General features: G+C 35.5%; 14 protein-coding genes. 7 read left to right on the top strand and 7 right to left on the bottom strand.

Features of this window, described 5'->3' with window-relative positions:
• Positions 1-8: 8 nt before the first annotated feature.
• Genes GGR42_RS11755 through GGR42_RS11745 form a run of 3 tightly spaced genes read right to left on the bottom strand, consistent with a single transcriptional unit; the run spans position 9 to position 3206 of the window.
• The gene (locus GGR42_RS11755; RefSeq protein WP_167964130.1) at positions 9-1067 is read right to left on the bottom strand and encodes a mandelate racemase/muconate lactonizing enzyme family protein; all 1059 of its coding nucleotides are present in this window, start codon (positions 1065-1067) and stop codon (positions 9-11) included.
• Complete coding sequence (locus GGR42_RS11750; protein ID WP_167964128.1) at positions 1064-2137, bottom strand: DUF1611 domain-containing protein; 1074 nt, start codon at positions 2135-2137, stop codon at positions 1064-1066. The genes GGR42_RS11755 and GGR42_RS11750 overlap by 4 nt, the downstream gene beginning before the upstream one ends.
• A 7-nt stretch (positions 2138-2144) precedes the next feature.
• Positions 2145-3206 (bottom strand): pyridoxal-phosphate dependent enzyme, encoded by a 1062-nt coding sequence (locus GGR42_RS11745; protein ID WP_167964126.1) that lies wholly within the window; start codon positions 3204-3206, stop codon positions 2145-2147.
• A 244-nt stretch (positions 3207-3450) separates the two neighbouring features.
• Here GGR42_RS11745 and GGR42_RS11740 point away from each other — a divergent pair, with 244 nt between their 5' ends.
• Entirely contained in the window at positions 3451-4386 is a 936-nt protein-coding gene (locus GGR42_RS11740) for a serine hydrolase (RefSeq protein ID WP_167964124.1), read from the top strand.
• Between the two features lie 77 nt (positions 4387-4463).
• On the opposite strand, the gene GGR42_RS11735 is transcribed toward GGR42_RS11740, so the two are convergent.
• Both GGR42_RS11735 and GGR42_RS11730 read right to left on the bottom strand, forming a co-directional pair.
• The gene (locus tag GGR42_RS11735; protein WP_167964122.1) at positions 4464-5723 is read right to left on the bottom strand and encodes a serine hydrolase; all 1260 of its coding nucleotides are present in this window, start codon (positions 5721-5723) and stop codon (positions 4464-4466) included.
• Entirely contained in the window at positions 5723-8626 is a 2904-nt protein-coding gene (locus GGR42_RS11730) for a PEP/pyruvate-binding domain-containing protein (protein WP_167964120.1), read from the bottom strand. The genes GGR42_RS11735 and GGR42_RS11730 overlap by 1 nt, the downstream gene beginning before the upstream one ends.
• A 440-nt stretch (positions 8627-9066) precedes the next feature.
• On the opposite strand from GGR42_RS11730, the gene GGR42_RS11725 reads away from it, so the two are divergent.
• Entirely contained in the window at positions 9067-9375 is a 309-nt protein-coding gene (locus tag GGR42_RS11725; RefSeq protein ID WP_167964118.1) for a hypothetical protein, read from the top strand.
• A gap of 79 nt (positions 9376-9454) precedes the next feature.
• Here the strand turns inward: GGR42_RS11725 and GGR42_RS11720 are convergent, their stop codons facing one another.
• The gene (locus tag GGR42_RS11720) at positions 9455-11557 is read right to left on the bottom strand and encodes a carboxy terminal-processing peptidase (RefSeq protein WP_167964116.1); all 2103 of its coding nucleotides are present in this window, start codon (positions 11555-11557) and stop codon (positions 9455-9457) included.
• A gap of 196 nt (positions 11558-11753) precedes the next feature.
• On the opposite strand from GGR42_RS11720, the gene surE reads away from it, so the two are divergent.
• Genes surE through GGR42_RS11695 form a run of 5 tightly spaced genes read left to right on the top strand, consistent with a single transcriptional unit; the run spans position 11754 to position 16516 of the window.
• Positions 11754-12533 (top strand): 5'/3'-nucleotidase SurE, encoded by a 780-nt coding sequence (gene surE / locus GGR42_RS11715; protein ID WP_167964114.1) that lies wholly within the window; start codon positions 11754-11756, stop codon positions 12531-12533.
• Positions 12526-12807, top strand: a complete 282-nt coding sequence (locus GGR42_RS11710; protein WP_167964112.1) for a hypothetical protein — start codon at positions 12526-12528, stop codon at positions 12805-12807. Before surE ends, GGR42_RS11710 begins: the two co-directional genes overlap by 8 nt.
• A gap of 1 nt (position 12808) precedes the next feature.
• Positions 12809-13921 carry a lipid-A-disaccharide synthase gene (gene lpxB, locus GGR42_RS11705; RefSeq protein ID WP_167964110.1) on the top strand — a complete coding sequence of 371 codons (1113 nt, stop codon included), beginning with the start codon at positions 12809-12811 and terminating at the stop codon, positions 13919-13921.
• Between the two features lie 32 nt (positions 13922-13953).
• Entirely contained in the window at positions 13954-14502 is a 549-nt protein-coding gene (locus tag GGR42_RS11700; RefSeq protein ID WP_167964108.1) for a C40 family peptidase, read from the top strand.
• A 1-nt stretch (position 14503) separates the two neighbouring features.
• Positions 14504-16516 carry a ComEC/Rec2 family competence protein gene (locus tag GGR42_RS11695; RefSeq protein WP_167964106.1) on the top strand — a complete coding sequence of 671 codons (2013 nt, stop codon included), beginning with the start codon at positions 14504-14506 and terminating at the stop codon, positions 16514-16516.
• A gap of 14 nt (positions 16517-16530) precedes the next feature.
• On the opposite strand, the gene GGR42_RS11690 is transcribed toward GGR42_RS11695, so the two are convergent.
• On the bottom strand, positions 16531-18099 hold the full coding sequence (locus tag GGR42_RS11690) for a peptide MFS transporter (RefSeq protein WP_167964104.1): 1569 nt from the start codon (positions 18097-18099) through the stop codon (positions 16531-16533).
• Between the last annotated feature and the right edge of the window lie 7 nt (positions 18100-18106).

The following is an 18106-nucleotide window of genomic DNA, read 5'->3' as shown; positions in this document are numbered from 1 at the left end:
CTTTAATATTAAACAAACATGCCCAAACCAAAAGTATCATTTGGATACATTATACCATTTTCCAATTTAAACATTTTGTGATAAGGATCATCTATGATGTCCAAATGTCCATCTAAGTCCGCATATAAAATATTTGGTCTTGACAATGCAAAATGAAGGCCTGCGGCAATACCCAATCCACACTCATCAATACAACCTACCATTGCATCTATATTAGCAGATTTTGCAACAGAATTAATATGCATACCCGCCATTATCCCACCTACTTTCATAAGCTTTATATTTACCATGTCCACCCTTTCATTCTGTGCCAAACGAAAGGCATCACCCAACGTTTTTAAGCTTTCATCTGCCATAACTGGAATTGAAACTTGCTCGGTAACCTTACCTAAACGTTCTTCTACTTCTAATTTTGTTGGCTGTTCAAATATCTCAATACCAACACTACTTGTGGCCTTTACAAAGGCAATTGAATCTACCACGGAATACCCTTGGTTACCATCAAACCTAAAAGTAATATTTGGGTGTTTCTCCCGTAATTTTATCATTTTTTCTATATCCTCTCCAAGATGGGAACCACCTTTAATTTTAAGAATGGAAAATCCTTTGGATACATAGTTTTGAGCCAGTTCCAAAGTTTCTTTTAAGGGTAAAATACCAACAGTAATACTTGTAGCTATACTACTCCTATAGCCACCTAAAAACTTATACAATTGAACTTTTGCTTTTTTTGCAAATAGGTCATGCAAAGCAATGTCTACCATAGCCAAAGCGGATGATTTTTTGCCCAACAACTCTTTTAATTCCCACAAAATATGAGCATAGAAAGAAGCATCCTTACCTTTTAGATAATCAGTAATTATAGTGTTGATTGCTATTTCAAGTTCATCTGGGGTTTCACCTGTTACGATTTTGTCAGGTGCCGCACATCCATACCCCACAAGTTTTCCTTCTGTTTCTATTTTCAGTATAAAATTGGTAGTTTTAGATATAGTTTCATAGGCTATGGTATAGGGAGAAGATAACTTTAAATCTAATCGTTCATAGGATATATGGGTTATCTTCATTTTAGTTCTGCCTTCAATAAATTAATAAGTTCCTCTGCACCAAACTTTAAAACATCAAAGGCAGGCAGTCCCGTTTCTTTTGTAATAGCGTCGCAAGCGGGAATAATTTCATTTTCATTCATTGATTCATGATTAACCGTTACTGCTATAACTTTTTTTCCTGAAATCACCTCTATGGCATTAATCTGTTTAGATAAGGAATGCATTTTATACCCTGGAAATCCATCATACTCCAATCTGCTTGGGGCATGTTGCAAAATAACAAAATCTGGCCTTCCAGCTGCCAAAATCTCAAAACCACCAGGATAAGCCGGATTCATTAAACTACCCTGCCCTTCTATTATTATAACATCTGGTTTCTCGTTTTTCCATGCACTTACAACCGCATGTTCAATTTCACCAGAAACAAAATCATTTATACAACTATCCATTACCATGGAGTATTTGGCTCCTTGCATCCAAGCTGTTTGGCCTGTTCCAATCATTTCTGCCTTCTTTCCTGCCTTTCTAAATGCATGTGTTAATATCCAAGCAGTAGTTCTTTTTCCTAAAGCTGAATCTGTGCCCAGTACGGCCAACTTAAGACAATCCACTTTTTCAATATCTCCCGTGAAAAAATGAAGCTTATCCCTATCTGGGGTTTTACGTACATCCCGAATTTGACAATTATTTTTTATGGCAATCGCCATTATGTTTTCATCGTTGGATATAAAATCATGAAGTCCACTATCAATATTCAACCCCACTTCCAAGGCCTTTGTAATAGCTCCTTTGGCATTATCAGGCAATCGCCCACCATCTGGCGCAAGTCCCATGACCAAAAATTTTGGACTTTTGCCTACAGCTTTAAGTTCCTTTAAGGCATCATCAATATTACCAAAAATTGGAATCCCATTATGTTTTCCATCCAAAACACTCCCTGCATCCATACCATCATATGCACTATCCAATACTCCCAATATATTATATCGTTCCGTAAACCTTACAAGGCCATGTGCAGTTTTACCATTTGGCGTATTAAATGCTCCTTCAGAGTACACTAGGGCACTACCATCAATACTTTTTCTCATTTTTCTTTTAATTTTTAGCAGTTAATATTGCTATGAAGCGGTCCGGTTCAAAGTTTAACTCTTTATCCAATTCTAATAGTGCTATAAGACCAGCTGTCGCTGCAGGCAAAATTCGATATCCCTCCTTCTTCAACAACAGCGTTGTCATTTGTTTTAGTTTAGCATCACTTATATTAAATGCTTCACCACCAGATTCACGTAAGGCATAGAGCGCTTCGTTGCCATCAAAGCTATGCCAATTGATCAAAGGTTCATTGTATTTAGTTTCCCTAATTTTTTGTGGATCTAAATCTCTACAATAATCAAGATTTTGAATAAATGATTCAATAATAGGGTTTTTATGTGTGGATGAAGCAGCTATCATTTTTGGTATTCTAGAAGTTTTACCTCTTTTATACAAGTTAACAAACCCCCTAAAAATACCTGCAATAAGAGTACCATTGGAAACGGGAACAGCACAATATTTAGGAGCATCTCCCAAATCTTCAAAAATCTCAAATGCTATTTGCGAGTAGGCAGAAATTTGTATTGGCGTATTGGTACCACCTGGATTTGCATCATACCACCCTTTATCCAATGCTATTTCGCTACTTTTTTTTACCACATCCTCATAACTTCCCGGCAACCTAATAATTTCGGCGTTTAGTAAAATCATTTCGCCTATTCTATCCGTCTTGTAAGACTCTGGTATATATATTTTACATGTAATACCGGCTAATTGAGCGGCAAGCGCAACAGCTACGCCATAATTACCACAAGTAGCCAATGAAACTACCTTGTATTCCCTTCTTAATGCATCATATAATTGGGCAAATGCAATGCGGTCTTTTTGGGTTCCCGTTGGGTTATCCCCTTCATATTTAACATATAGTTGACGAATATCGAACTCCCTTTCCATGGTCTTTGCACGGCTAAGTCCTGTATCACCAATTTCAAGATTTATAATATCCTCATAGGATTCTAACCTATCGACCAAAGAGTTACCAAAATCCTGAACAAAAGCACTAAGCCTTAAAGTTTCAGAAGAAACCTTGTTTTCGGCTGTTCTCACTCCATCTTTAAGGTTCATTTGCACAGTTTTTATTTTCAATATTCATTTAAAAGCTAAAAAAATACCCTACATAAAAGGTAGTACATAATTAGTATTATTATGATTCTTAAAGTGCAAATTTTAACAATTATTTTTAGCCTACTTTATGGAAAACCTATATTTGATTGGACTAATCGTCAAGCTGTTCAATCAAAAATTTAACAAACAACCATTCCTCAGATTCAATACTTTTGACTACATTTTGGAGTAATTGTAACAACATATGAAATATAACATTTTTACACTGCTTTTTTTACTAACAATAACCACTGGATTAATTGCCCAAAGTGAATTGCCTTTACAAGTAACCAGTTCCAAAATAAGACCATTGCCTACATTATTGGACAATTCGTTACAAAGTAGTTTAGAAGAAGAACTAATGTCTCATTCCGAATGGAGCAAGCTTATAGCAGAAAAGAAAATGGCTATTGGCATTGTTGATTTAAGCAACCCTGAAAAAGTTCGTTTTGCAAGAGTAAATGGCAACCACATGATGTATGCTGCCAGCTTACCTAAAATTGCCATTCTTTTGGCCGCCATGGATGCAATTGAAAAAGGAGAATTGATAGAAGCCCCTGATGTAAAAAAAGATATGCGTTTAATGATAAGCAAATCCAATAATGAAGCTTCTACACGAATGATTGATAGGGTAGGATATGAAAAAATAGAGGCTGTTATGACTGACCCAAAATATGAATTTTATGATAAGGAAAAAGGTGGGGGACTATGGGTAGGCAAGCGCTATGGTGGTGGTGGTGACACTAATAGGGAGCCATTGAAAAATTTGAGTCATGCTGCAACTGTAACCCAGGTATGCAGATATTACTACTTGTTGGCCAATGGAAGTTTGGTAAATGAAAAACGATCCAAACAAATGCTGGACATTATGGAAAACCCAGAGCTTCATCATAAGTTTGTAAATACTTTGGACAAAATTGCACCCAATGCCCGATTATTTAGAAAATCTGGTTCTTGGAAGACCTATCATTCGGATTCTATTTTGGTTTGGGGAAAAAATCCAAATAGAAGATATATTCTAGTTGCCTTGATAGATGACCCTAATGGTGAGCAAATAATAAGAAATTTAGTTAATCCAATTGAGAAAGTACTAAAGAAGCAAGGAAACAAAATAGTTGCAACCTTAAATATTCCTAAATAAAAATAGTCTAAACTAAAATTAGTGATCTTCCTATTCTTTAGCAACTAAAGCAAAAATGTCAATATCATTTATAACTTCTATTTCCTAATCAATTTATCTATATTTCCAGCCAAATACATATGATCACTAGCAGAGTTTTTCCTTAGAACATTGGTCATTAAAACAACCATATACCTACAATTATCTGGATGCTCCACAATTGCAACTGAATTCATAAAGTTGGTTACATTACCCATATATTTTCCACAGGCCTCCCCTTTACTTCTATCGCACTTATACAAGCTTCCAGATTTAAAATATACTGCAGCCTCTTTCAATGCCGGAGCTTGGGCATATCTAATTCTCCTATCTGTCATATACATTAATCTTTTCATTTCTAAACTGGACTGCTCATCTACAACTTTTCCCTGTTCCAATTGTATCAAAAATTTCATTAAACCAGCTGGGGTACCAATACTTCCCCCCTTATCACCCACATAGTTATTGGCACCTCTTGTAAAAAAACTGCCCAAACGCCATTCATCTGTTGTAATACCCAAATCCCGCAAAGGAAGGTTTACCACATCATTGCTCAAATCCGTTAAATCCTTTCTTGGGGTTTCCTTAAAATATATATCTGCTTCCTCTTGGCTGAGTCCTGGATACTCATTTCCAAAAGCTGCCATTAACATGGCCTCCCGCCAAACTATACTTGCTGCACCATTATTACTTACACTTAGCATGTGATCTGCCCATTCATATAAAGTAAATTCATCACTGGCTATAACCTGTCTCTTGACCAAGGTGTTCTTTTCTATATTATAAATTGGAATAGTATGCTCATCTGTTAACCCCCAAACTCCAGCTTTAACAGATTTGTTCTTTAACAGTTCCGTTCGTTGCTCCCAGGAATTAGGATAGATTTTAGCCAACTGGGTAAACAGAGCATTTAAAACCACCAATTTACCAACACTTCCAGGTTGGTATCCTGCCGTTTCATTTCGCTTAGCAAAACGAATATTATCCACATCCGAAATATCCAATACTGTAATGGAATAACTCCTATCTAACCCCCTAAACAAAGCATTTATTTCTTTTTGGAAATCTTCGTCTATTTCCATCAAGGCCATGACACTATCATCTCTTTTGGAAAGAAGGTTGAGTGTAATATCACTGTAGGACTTCATAGCGCCAATAGGCAATGGGGAAGCGTCCTTTATTTCACCATTTTTTATACGCTCTAAACGTTTTAACCTTTTTATCCCGGTACGTTCATAACCATCAATCGGATATTCTATTATAGCAGAAAATGCAGAACAGAAAATTAAAATGATACCAGAAATGATTATTTTTTTCATTACAATATGGTTGAAAGTTTTATTTCTTTTTTTGAATCAATTTTGGGAGTTATGGATTCCAAATATTCTGAGCTCAATGCCTTTTTGTTTTCTACAAAAGGACGTATTTGAAATAACCACAATTTATTATTCTTAAATCCAAGCTCCACATCATAGGCACCTTTATAATCGGACTTTGTTTCCTTTGGCAATATGGTTCTAATCTTGGATGCCAACTCCCTAATTTCTTCAATATTTTTATTATTTAAAACAGATATTTCAAAAGTTGCAGTTTTCTTTTCCGTACCTCCAGTAATAGGTAGGCTATTATAATGGTTTTCCCTTGCAGGCGCCAAAAGACGGTAACCTATTTCATTTTTTATGGTATATGTTTCAGCTGATTGGCCATCTACAGCCCCACCGGCACCCCTGCTAAAAGCAACTGTTAAGTCCATATCATTTCCAGAATTGATGCCTTTTGTAATGAGCACACCAGAATAATCAACATCCACACTGGGAATTACCAAAATAGATGGAAATACATTCTCTGGGTTCATTAAGTATTTTTGCCTCCATTTAAAACTACGTTCTGTATAAGGGGATGCCCAAACTTCTTTTATACCATTAAGAATTTTTTCCTTATCCAAAACGTTAAAAAGGGTTAGGTTTAATCCTGCGCCGGTAAAATCTTTTAAATCTTCCATATTTGTGTCGCTTCTTAAGAAAACAGGGAGCTGACCCATTGGCTTTCCTAAAATGCTTTTGAAATCCTCATCCATATGGGACAAGAAATCACTTTTTAAAGGCATTTTTTTTATGGCCTCACGTAAGATTTCAAGTTGAGTCAATTGATAATTCTCTACATCCGCTTCTGCAATGTTTTTACCCTTCATATTTTCAGCCTCTGCAAACATCTTGTTCAAAAATGCCCAATAAGAAATCCCATGCCCAGGCATTTCTTGATTCATATGGTCACGGAAAATCCCAAATGGAATAACAAGCCCTTCCACTACTTTATCTGGGAACATTTTCTTCAATTGTCCTAAATTTGCAGCTTTGGGCCCACATAGTTGTCCAGAATCATTAGCATCCACACTCCTAAGATTTAGTATGTTTTTTTCATTCAAACGAATTTTTTCAATGGGTACAGCTATTTTGTCAGTACTACGCTCCTTCTTTAAAAACAGGCCGCGTTCTTGTTCATTCATTTGAGCTTCCAACTTTAAAATTACGTTTCCTTTGTTGGAAACTGCATAAAATACCTTTTTACCATTGTATCTTCTTAAGCTCTGCAAATTTTCTCCAGCAAGTGCCGCATTGGGTATTCCTAAATTTCTAGCCAATAGTTGCACGTGTGATACCATATTGCCTTCTGCCACTGTGGCGATGCCAGCTACTGGTTTTAAATCTGAAGGTGAACGTTGAAAAATATAAATCTTATCCGAAGATACTTCTATATCCTCTGAAGAACCTTCAACAACAACCAGTTCCCCAAAAGCATAGCCAGGATTAAGACCTCTGAAAGCACTTTGACTAGGGATATCCAACACCTTATTGGTCAAAGCGGACTCCCTGGAAATAAAATCCCCCAATTCTCCAACACTTTCTCCCAAGTGCAGTGCTATTGAGCCTCTTATACGATCATCTATAAATCCATAAGCTTTGGGTTCAAAACCTGTATAAATATCAACAATGTCTTGATAATTTGCCTTTACCATGGCCACACTCCATTCCACAGACCCCCTTGCGGTTTCCAAAATTGAAGTTAATTCTGATAATGAAAGCTCATCTTGATTGGCTTGGTTCAAAATACTATTTATTTGCTCCCACTCCCAAAGTTCTATATATCCAGCACCCACAGTAGCGGTTGCAAGGCTACATATTTTTTCTAATTGTCCATCTAGGGTTTTTGGCACCCAATTTTGAACACTTTTAAACAACAGTTCTTCTAATTTTATTGAAATATCCAACAAATATAGCCTGGCCTCAGGTCGTTTTTCGCTCAGGATTCCTTGTCTTATATTCAAGAGCAATTGTGAAGTTTCAACAATAAAATTAGGAGTCATATTACTTTGACTATTTCTGTTTACATATGAATTTATAGACTCTCCTATAGATGTGTTTTTTAGTAAATCTTCTTTTGTGGCTAGCTCTACAATATTAAAAGGAGCGAAGAACTTGTCCATTGTGCCTATTAATTCGTCCAACTTTTTATTAAGATCAGTATTAAGTTTAGAGCTATTCTTTTGTTTAAAATCTTTTACCTTTTTAATATCCTCCAACTGTGGTTGACTATGTATCTTAACCCTTAAATCCATAAAGGGTTGGTAGAGGTCAGATATAACCTTGGATTGACTTCGCATTAATTGAGCAACATTATCATCCCCGCTATGCGGGATATCCTTTAAGGATTGGCGAATTAAAAAGTAATTTTGAATTAAATAATCATCATTTCCTAGTAGCCATTTGTAAAAATAGACACCCCATTGCTCCTCATCTTCTACCTGTATTGACCCTCTATAATACTGACCCTTCTGATTAATCCAACCATTATCTACTTGACGCAAATATTTATCCAATTGATATTGTTTTAATCTGGAATGGTCATTCTTAATATCCCAAAATTCCGTTAAGTCTGTATAAGTAAGTATTTGCCCTAAGTAAATACCATACTTATTTCCTGTATTGACCACTTCGTCCTTATAGCGTGCATGCTGCACACCAGGACCTATATTATCTGGACAGGGGTCTTTAGGAGCCCTAACGCTGCCATCTGTACAAAACCATCGAATATCTTTATAAGGTCCTCTAATATCATTCTTATACGATAATACATCTGACCTTAATTTAACATTATCAACTTTCTCTTGTGAAGACAAAAAGAAACTTATAAAAAATAAAGGAATAAACAACTTAGTATTCATATAAATGTAATTATGGTCTCTTAAAATTATAGGGTCAAAGGTAGTTTCTATTTTGATTCAGTATTAAAAAACCAATAGAAATTCATCCAAATCAAAATTAACGCATTTCCAAAATACACCAGTTCGCCAAAATAAGTATACCTGACTAACAACCAATACTTTAAATGTGTAAAATAATTAAAATTCATATTAAAAAAATGTTTTCATTTGTATTGAAAAAACTTAAAAAACAATATTTAGACTTCATAAGATTCATTAATAGGTTCGGGCTCTTGAATGAACAGGAAGGTATTTTCAAAAGCATTTCATAGGATGAAAAATCGAATATAAAGTCAGCTTCCGGATAACATATTAATGTCTTTTTTAATTAAGGTTATTGTGTTGAAGCAATATCATGATTTTAAGAGATGACTACTCACAATACAAATAAAATATTGATCATGAAAACACTTTTTATTTCACTTTTTTTAATGGTTTCCATAAATAATATAAAAATTTCACAGGAAAGTGAAACCATGACAGCTACGTTTGATGGCTTTGAAGAAGGAATCTATTATTTTACAGACAAAGATGGCTACGCCAATGAATTTTCCAGTATATCTGATGAAGCAATGGCATCCTATGATTTAACCCAAGACACCTACAAAGGCAAATCTTTTCTTATCACCTATATAGAGATAGAAGAACTGGATGAATTTGATGAAGAAATTACAATTAACAGTATAACTGCTTTAAAACTGTTGGAATAGTTTAAGTAATATTGGAATTAGGACAAAAAAAATGCCTTGAAAATTTTCCAAGGCATTTTTTATCCAATAGCTTTATATCCTATCCCTTAACACTCGCAAGTTTGGCATTCTTAATACTGTTCAATTTTAGGTCCTGAAGCACATTAACAGCCTCTTCAACATAAACATCTTTAGCCAAATTTTTGTGCCAACGGTCCCTTTTTTCCCTAAGAATAGAATCCTGAGTAAACAGTTCTTGCTCATATTTTAGAGATTCAAAATTAAGATGGGAATCATAATTTGAAATAGATTTAAAGTAATCCGACTTCAGCTTAAATTTTTCTTCTTTAGATTTATAATCACTATACTTTAAAGAAACAATTACCTCATCTTGTTGTTCTTTAAGCCATTTGGCATTTTCCTCTATTAACTTAATTTGAGCATTAACTGCCATACGTTTGGAACTATTGGCTATAGTTTCTTCATAATCAATATATCCTTCCCATACTTTATAATCTGCTGGAGTAATTTTGTCCCAAGCCAATGGATTCTCTTGGTTTCTTTCACCCAATTCTATGTAACTGTACCTATCTGGAACAACCACATCACTTTTTACACCCTCCAATTGCGTAGAACCTCCATTAATCCTATAAAATTTTTGGGTAGTAAGCTTTATTGCTCCCAAATCTCCATGTTCATTGCTTCTTACAATATTATCCAAAGGAATCACATTTTGAACCGTTCCCTTGCCAAAGGTTTGTTTGCTTCCTATTACAACAGCCCTTTTATAATCTTGCATTGCTGCGGCCAAAATTTCCGAAGCAGAAGCTGAAAGTTCATTTACCAAAATCACTAAAGGTCCATCCCACTGAATGCGTTCATCCTTGTCATCATATACATCTTTTCCCTGACCCGAAGATTTCACTTGCACAATAGGACCGTCTTTAATGAACAATCCTGCCATTTCTACAACAGTTTTCAATGATCCGCCTCCGTTGTCCCTAAGATCCAATATTAATCCTTCCACGCCATCATTTCTAAGACGTTCCACTTCTTTGGCAACATCTGTAGCAGCGTTTCTTTCTCCATAATCACTAAAATCAACATAAAACTTTGGAAGGTTGATTAATCCAAATTTCTGATTTCCCTTACTGATTTTGGCTGATTTGGCATAGGATTCTTCCAGTTCTACCTGATCTCTAGTGATAGAATATACCTGTATACTACCATCTACCTTTTTAATAGTTAAGTTAACAACGGAACCTTTTGGTCCCTTTATCAATTTAATGGCATCATCTAATCTCATTCCCACTATATCCACTGGAGCCTCACCTTCTTGACCTACTTTTAAAATTTCATCCCCAACCTCAATTTGCTGATCTCTCCATACAGGCCCGCCAGAAATAATTTCGATAATTTTGGTTTCATCTTTCCTTTTTTGCAAACGTGCACCAATTCCATCGTACTTTCCAGACATACTGGTATCAAATTTTTCTTTGTCATCTGGAGCAAAATAAAATGTATGTGGGTCAAATTGATCTACAATCGTATTAATGTACTGTACAAACCAATCTTTTCTTTCATAGTCCTCTATGAAGTCAAAGAAATCATCCAATGTGCCTCTTGTAGATTCTCGCGCTTCTTGCTCTGCTTCTTCTACCGATATTTTTGCTTCAGAATCAGTCGCTTTAGAATCATATGTTCCCAATGTAGCATACTTAAGCTGTTTTCTCCACCTTTCTTTTAAGTCCTTTTTAGAATCCGCAAAAGGCTGGTTCTCATAATCAATATTTATTTCTTCTTCCACATTGTAATCAAAAGGGGTAGAAAGGACTTCTCCATATATTTCTTTTGCCTCTCCCATTCTTTTCATCAACCTGTTATAGACCAAATCAAAGAAACCTATTTCTGTATTCTTTATTTGATCGTCTATCTGAAATTTGTATTTCTCAAATTCCCTAATATCAGATTCCAAAAAGTATCTTTTTGTTGGATCCAAAACATCTAAAAAACTCTCAAAAACATTGACCGAAAAATCATCATTTATGTCTTTGGGCTCAAAATGTCCCCTTTCCAAAACATAGGTTATTAAATCCAACAACAATTTATCCTTGTCATTGGTCTCAAAAGACTTATTTGTAAAACTGCAAGAAGCAACGGCAACCAACATTGCCAAAAATGCGAAAGCTAAATTTTTTTTCATGTAATCTTTTATTTAAGTTCCAAATCCAACTTGGAAATAGAGCAAATCATAAAATTAAAACTTCATTAAAGTAATGAACTCCCTAATATACTGAAAAAACCATGCCAGTTTATAGTCAGCACCTTATTTTTTTGTTAAACTGCATAGGGAACAGTTCCTAATGAAAAACGTATTTTTACAACATAAATTATGTTCCATGCAAAAACCTCTTATTCTAGTGACCAATGACGATGGCATTACCGCTCCTGGATTAAGAGCTTTGGTTAAATTTATGAAAGAAGTTGGCGATGTATTTGTAGTGGCACCCGACAGTCCTCAATCTGGCATGGGGCATGCAATTACCTTGGATAATACTTTATATTCCAAGAAAATGAAGGTTGATTTAATGAATGGTGCCAAAGAAGAGTATAGTTGCAGTGGAACTCCTGCCGATTGTGTGAAATTAGGGCTTCAAGAGCTTTTGGACAGAAGACCAAATTTATGTGTAAGCGGCATCAACCATGGTTCAAATTCATCGATTAATGTAATTTATTCTGGCACCATGAGTGCTGCCATAGAAGCAGGTATTGAAGGTATTCCCGCCATTGGATTTTCCCTTTGTGACTATTCGTGGGAAGCAGATTTTGATCAAGCCAAGGAGAGCATTATAAAAATTGTAAAAGAAGCTTTGGAAAATGGTATTCCCAAAGGGGTAGTTTTAAATGTGAACATTCCTAAATTGAGCAAAAAAGAATTAAAAGGGATAAAAATATGCAGACAGGCCAGAGCCAATTGGAAAGAGAAGTTCGACAAAAGGACAAATCCAATGGGAAAAGATTACTATTGGCTTACAGGCGAATTTGAGTTATTGGACAAAGGAGAGGATACAGATGAATGGGCCTTGGCCAATGGATATATTTCTGTAGTCCCAACACAATTTGATTTAACGGCGCACCATGCCATTCAACATATAAACAATTGGAATCTACATGAATAAAAAAGAAATTCTCATAGGTTTTGCAGTAGGAATAATTGCAAATACCTTGGGCACCCTTTTGTACATTGTCCTCTTTTCGGATATGAACATCGTTGACACATTTAGTGCAGCAATCCGACAAGGTCATATAGGAAGTCTTTTGGCTTTGGGTGCCATTCTTAATTTAGTTGCCTTTTTTATGTTTTTAAGAATAAGAAGGGATTATAGGGCAAGAGGTGTAATGATTGCGACCATTTTGACCGCCCTAATTATACTTTATTATAAAATGTTTTAGAATGAAGTATTATATCATTGCTGGGGAAGCATCGGGAGATTTGCATGGGTCCAATCTCATCAAGGCCTTAAAAGTTAAGGATTTGAATGCCAATATACGATGCTGGGGTGGTGATCTAATGCGTGAAGCCGGAGGCGATTTGATAAAACATTACAGGGAAATGGCTTTTATGGGTTTTTCCGAAGTACTTCTTAACATTCGTTCAATTTTCAAGAATATTAGTTTTTGCAAAGAGGATATAAAAAATTTCTCCCCAGATGTCATAATATTCATTGATTATTCTGGGTTTAACCTGCGAATTGCAAAATGGGCCAAAGAAAATAATTTTAGAACCAACTATTATATTTCTCCGCAAATATGGGCATCTAGGGAAGGGCGCATCACAAAAATCAAAAACACTATTGATGCCATGTATGTAATCCTTCCTTTTGAAAAGGAATTTTATGAAAAAAAACATGGTTTCCCAGTCCATTTTGTTGGTCATCCACTTATTGATGCCATAAGTAATAGAGAGAAAACCAAAGTAAAAGAATTTAGAAAAGAGCACAATCTGGATTCAGATTTACCCATTGTAGCTCTTTTACCAGGAAGTAGAAAGCAAGAAGTGAATAATATGTTATCTATTATGCTTTCCGTAACAGACAGCTTTCCCAATTATCAATTTGTAATTGCTGGCGCACCCAGCTTGGAAAAAGATTTTTATGAACCTTTTATGACCAAGCCCAACATAGGTTTTGTTGGTAACAAAACCTATCAATTGTTGGATGTTTCGCATTCTGCTTTGGTCACAAGCGGTACGGCCACTTTGGAAACTGCTCTTTTTAAAGTTCCCCAAGTGGTATGTTATAAGGCTAACTGGATATCCTATCAAATAGCGAAACGCATCATTACTTTAGAGTACATTTCTTTGGTAAATCTCATTATGAAAAAAGAGGTCGTAAAAGAACTGATTCAAAATGATTTGAACACTAAAAATCTAACTTCTGAACTCACTAAAATTATTGATGGGCCTAGGAGAAAGAATGTTTTTGAAGACTATTATGAGCTTGAAAAAAGGTTGGGTGGAACAGGCGCTAGTGAAAAGGCAGCTTCATTAATTGTAGAAAATGCTTAATTTTGATATCCAAGTGACATAATTTTCCTTGGATGATTCGCAAATCAATACTTTTTTCCTTAATTCTCTTACTGGCAAGTTCCTGCTTTGTAAAGAAAAAAACGACATATGGAAAACAGCGAAAAATAACTGTTGAAGCTTCGCCAGAGAATAGAGCTCCCAAAGAAGAAACTACCAAAACCTCATCAAGAAAAAATACTAAGGCCGACAATATTATATCCACAGCATTGACTTTTACCGGTGTAAAATATAGATACGGCGGTACCACCAGAAAAGGAATGGACTGCTCTGGCCTATTATATGTGGCATTTAATGAGCATGATGTCGCCATTCCCAGAGTTTCCTATGTAATGGCAAACAAGGGAAGACAAATAAAAGTGAAAAATGTGGATAAGGGTGATTTACTGTTTTTTAAAACATCCAAAAAAGGAAAAAAAATAAATCATGTAGGCTTGGTAGTGGCGGTAGATGGAAAGGATATAAAGTTTATTCACTCCACCACATCTAGAGGAGTAATTGTCTCTTCTTTACGCGAAGGTTATTGGAACTATGCTTTTGTAAAGGCTACCCGCGTTCTTTAATATGAATTTGTTCAAATTCATTTCAGTTAAACTGGGCATTTCATTGGTGCTGGGAATTCTAATTGGTCGACACACAACTATTAGCCCGGTCCTATTATTTAGCTTTATTTCACTAAACCTTGGACTTCTTGGTTTTTTATTTTTCAAAAAAAGAAATCATAATACGCAATTGTTTGGGCTATTATTTGGCATTACAACAATTGCGTTAGGAGTTCTTACCTATAGTATGGCCCAGCCAAAAAATAAATTATCCCACTATACTAATTCCCAATTTGAAAATACTGAAATCTGGACCATAAAAATAAGGGAGGTCTTAAAATCAAATTCATTTTCTGACCGATATATAGCCAGTGTACAAAGTGCAGAAGGCGTCAAAAAATCAGGAAAAATAATTCTCAATGCTCCCATTGACTCCACAATTTCCAAGTTTAAGGTAGATGATGAATTGCTTATTTACACAATGTTTTCCAAAATACGCCAGCCCCTAAATCCACATCAATTTGACTACGCTTCATATTTAAATGATTTAGGCGTCTATCACCAAGTTTCCTTGAACCAAGGAAACTACATAAAAACCAAAAAAAACACTCAAACAATTTATGGAATTGCCGCTTCTACAAGGAGTAAAATTATATCAAAACTCCAACAAACAAATTTTGGCAAAGAAGAACTCGCAATTATACAGGCACTCATATTAGGGCAGCGAAATGACATTTCTGACGAAACCTACGACACATATAAAAATGCCGGGGCCGTTCATGTTTTGGCCCTTTCTGGACTTCATATAGGTGTGATTTTGTTTCTGCTACAGTTTATCCTAAGCCCTTTGGAACAATTGCCAAAAGGCAAAACTTTAAAGTTAATAGTAATTGTAATTTTGCTTTGGGGGTTTGCATTTTTGGCCGGATTTTCTGCTTCCATTATTAGGGCTGTCACTATGTTCTCATTTATTGCCTATGCCATACATTTGAACAGGCCTACCAATATGGTCAATATTTTGGCATTGTCCCTATTCTTCATTTTACTGTTTAATCCTATGTTATTATTTCAAGTAGGGTTCCAAATGAGCTATGCGGCAGTTTTTGCCATTGTATGGGTATATCCTTTGCTGCAAAATTTTTGGTTTCCAAAATATTGGATTTTGCAAAAAGGATGGCAATTGCTATCTGTAAGTATTGCTGCCCAATTAGGTGTTTTGCCCATTAGTTTGTTTTATTTTCATCAATTTCCGGGATTGTTCTTTATATCCAACTTATTGATTGTTCCTTTTTTGGGCATCATTCTTGGCTTGGGAATTTTGGTTGTACTTCTTGCTATGCTTAATATACTCCCTGCATTTCTTGCATCTTTTTATAACACCTTAATCTATTTAATGACCTCCGTTGTTGGCTGGGTGGCCCAGCAAGAAGCCTTTATTTTCAAAAATATTTCTTTTGATTGGGTTCAACTGCTCATTAGCTATGTAATAATAATTTCCATGGTTTTGGTTTTTACTAAAACATCCTTTAAACGATTGGCCTTTCTTCTTATAGGAATAATTGGATTGCAGTCTTGGGCTTTTTATCAAAAAAGGGAAATTATGAAAAAAGAACAAGTGGTCCTATTACATCAATCAAGGAACACTGTTCTGTTACACCAAAAAGGAAAGAAGTTACATCTTTATACACGAAATAAAAGTCGTTCAAATCAAATAATTAAAAATTATATGATTGCCGAACATAGCGACACCCTTATTTATGATTCATTGCAGAACAATTACCAAATTCAAAATAAAAAACTCCTAATAATCGATAGCACAAGTATATATAGTACCCACAAGGTAAACTATATTTTAATGACCCAATCCCCAAAAATCAATTTAGAAAGACTAGTAGATTCCGTTCAACCAAAAATGATTATTGCCGATGGAACTAATTATAAAACCTATATATCAAGATGGAAAGAAACCTGCAAAAAAAGAAAACTCCCTTTCCACTATACTGGTGAAAAAGGAGCTTATTATTTTATCCCATAAAGATTCTCTATTATCTAATCATGGTCTGCTAATTCAAAGCCTTCTGTTTCATCATCATGAATTACAGTTTCTTTATCTTCAGCCCCATGTGTAAGTCGTTTCAAGGGCTTTAAAAGCAACAATACTAAGATCCCAAAAAGTACGGCAAAAATAAATAGCCCACCAAACACTTTTAATTCTCCGGCTTGTACCGAGCTTTCTCCAATTACCCCAGCTACCTTATTACCTAGTCCTGTTGCTGCCCAATACACCCCCATCATTAATGCCATATATCTCGCTGGTGCCAATTTTGTGAAAAAAGACAGGGAAACAGGGGACAAACATAGTTCTCCAATAGTGTGAAAAAGATAGGCCAGTACTAACCAATACATAGCAGAGCTACCATTACTTTCATATTGCAATGAAGCAAAAACCATATACACAAAACCAATTCCCATAATAATAACACCAACTGCCATTTTAAATAATGAAGATGCTTCTTTTCCTTTCAATTTTCTCTTAGCCCAAAAATTAGCAATAACAACAGCCAAGAGTATAATAAATCCAGCATTGGCTCCTTGGAACCATGCAGCTGGCACCTCCCAGCCCATAAACATTCTATTGGTTTTTTCTTGTGCATACAAATTCATTAAACCTCCCATTTGCTCAAAACATCCCCAGAAAACCAAAACCATCAATAAAGACAACAATAAAACTACATACCTATCTTTTTCTACCTGTCCATTCAAGTTTTTGTATATCATCATCATCAGACCAGTTACAAGGGACAGCACAATAAATAATGCTCCATATCCCCAATGATCAGGCCCTTCAAAAGTAAATCCAGCATAAATTGATAGCACCAGCAATACAAGGACTATGCCCAGTTGTAATGGCGATTTAAATAGTTGTCCAAACAAGCTTCCCAGACTAATATCTTCAGACTTTTGCTCCATAGTCGGCTCATTCCCAACATGAACCAAGAAACGCTGTCCATATAGGTATACAATAAGCCCCATCAACATACCGATTCCTGCCAAACCAAAGCCATAATGCCACCCATATACCTTAGCAACCAGACCAACGGTTAAAGATGCCAAAAATGACCCTAAATTGATTCCTACATAGAAAATACTAAACCCTTTGTCTCTTCTAATATCATTCTGCTTATACAAACCACCCACCATGGTAGATATATTAGGTTTAAGCATTCCTACACCCATTATAACAAATCCAAGACCTGTATAATATGCCCATATAGTGTCTATTGCAAGTATTCCATGACCAATGGTAAGCAATATAGCCCCAATAGTCACCGCCTTTTTTTGCCCAAGATATCTATCCGCAATAAAACCGCCTGGAATACTCATTACATATACCAACATGGTATACCACCCATATAACGCAAGAGCTTCTGTGGTTGTCCATCCCAATCCTCCTTGCGGATTATTTTCCAAAGCTTTGGCAGTCATATAGAGTGTTAGTAATGCACGCATACCGTAGTAGGAAAAACGTTCCCACATTTCTGTGAAAAAGAGTACATAAAGTCCTACTGGGTGTCCAAAAAGTTCTTTTTGATGTGCTTGTTTCTTTGCGTCTGCCATAATATCT

The sequence above is a fragment of the Saonia flava genome (assembly GCF_011927795.1).
Lineage (GTDB): Bacteria > Bacteroidota > Bacteroidia > Flavobacteriales > Flavobacteriaceae > Saonia > Saonia flava.
Note: the sequence above shows the minus strand (reverse complement) of the source record. Positions and strands in the feature narration are given on the sequence as shown.

Excerpts from the sequence above, each read along its gene's own strand:
- GGR42_RS11755 (WP_167964130.1), bottom strand. The coding sequence starts at position 1,067 with ATGAAGATAACCCATATATCCTATGAACGATTAGATTTAAAGTTATCT.
- GGR42_RS11750 (WP_167964128.1), bottom strand. The coding sequence starts at position 2,137 with ATGAGAAAAAGTATTGATGGTAGTGCCCTAGTGTACTCTGAAGGAGCA.
- GGR42_RS11745 (WP_167964126.1), bottom strand. The coding sequence starts at position 3,206 with ATGAACCTTAAAGATGGAGTGAGAACAGCCGAAAACAAGGTTTCTTCT.
- GGR42_RS11740 (WP_167964124.1), top strand. The coding sequence starts at position 3,451 with ATGAAATATAACATTTTTACACTGCTTTTTTTACTAACAATAACCACT.
- GGR42_RS11735 (WP_167964122.1), bottom strand. The coding sequence starts at position 5,723 with ATGAAAAAAATAATCATTTCTGGTATCATTTTAATTTTCTGTTCTGCA.
- GGR42_RS11730 (WP_167964120.1), bottom strand. The coding sequence starts at position 8,626 with ATGAATACTAAGTTGTTTATTCCTTTATTTTTTATAAGTTTCTTTTTG.
- GGR42_RS11725 (WP_167964118.1), top strand. The coding sequence starts at position 9,067 with ATGAAAACACTTTTTATTTCACTTTTTTTAATGGTTTCCATAAATAAT.
- GGR42_RS11720 (WP_167964116.1), bottom strand. The coding sequence starts at position 11,557 with ATGAAAAAAAATTTAGCTTTCGCATTTTTGGCAATGTTGGTTGCCGTT.
- surE (WP_167964114.1), top strand. The coding sequence starts at position 11,754 with ATGCAAAAACCTCTTATTCTAGTGACCAATGACGATGGCATTACCGCT.
- GGR42_RS11710 (WP_167964112.1), top strand. The coding sequence starts at position 12,526 with ATGAATAAAAAAGAAATTCTCATAGGTTTTGCAGTAGGAATAATTGCA.
- lpxB (WP_167964110.1), top strand. The coding sequence starts at position 12,809 with ATGAAGTATTATATCATTGCTGGGGAAGCATCGGGAGATTTGCATGGG.
- GGR42_RS11700 (WP_167964108.1), top strand. The coding sequence starts at position 13,954 with ATGATTCGCAAATCAATACTTTTTTCCTTAATTCTCTTACTGGCAAGT.
- GGR42_RS11695 (WP_167964106.1), top strand. The coding sequence starts at position 14,504 with ATGAATTTGTTCAAATTCATTTCAGTTAAACTGGGCATTTCATTGGTG.
- GGR42_RS11690 (WP_167964104.1), bottom strand. The coding sequence starts at position 18,099 with ATGGCAGACGCAAAGAAACAAGCACATCAAAAAGAACTTTTTGGACAC.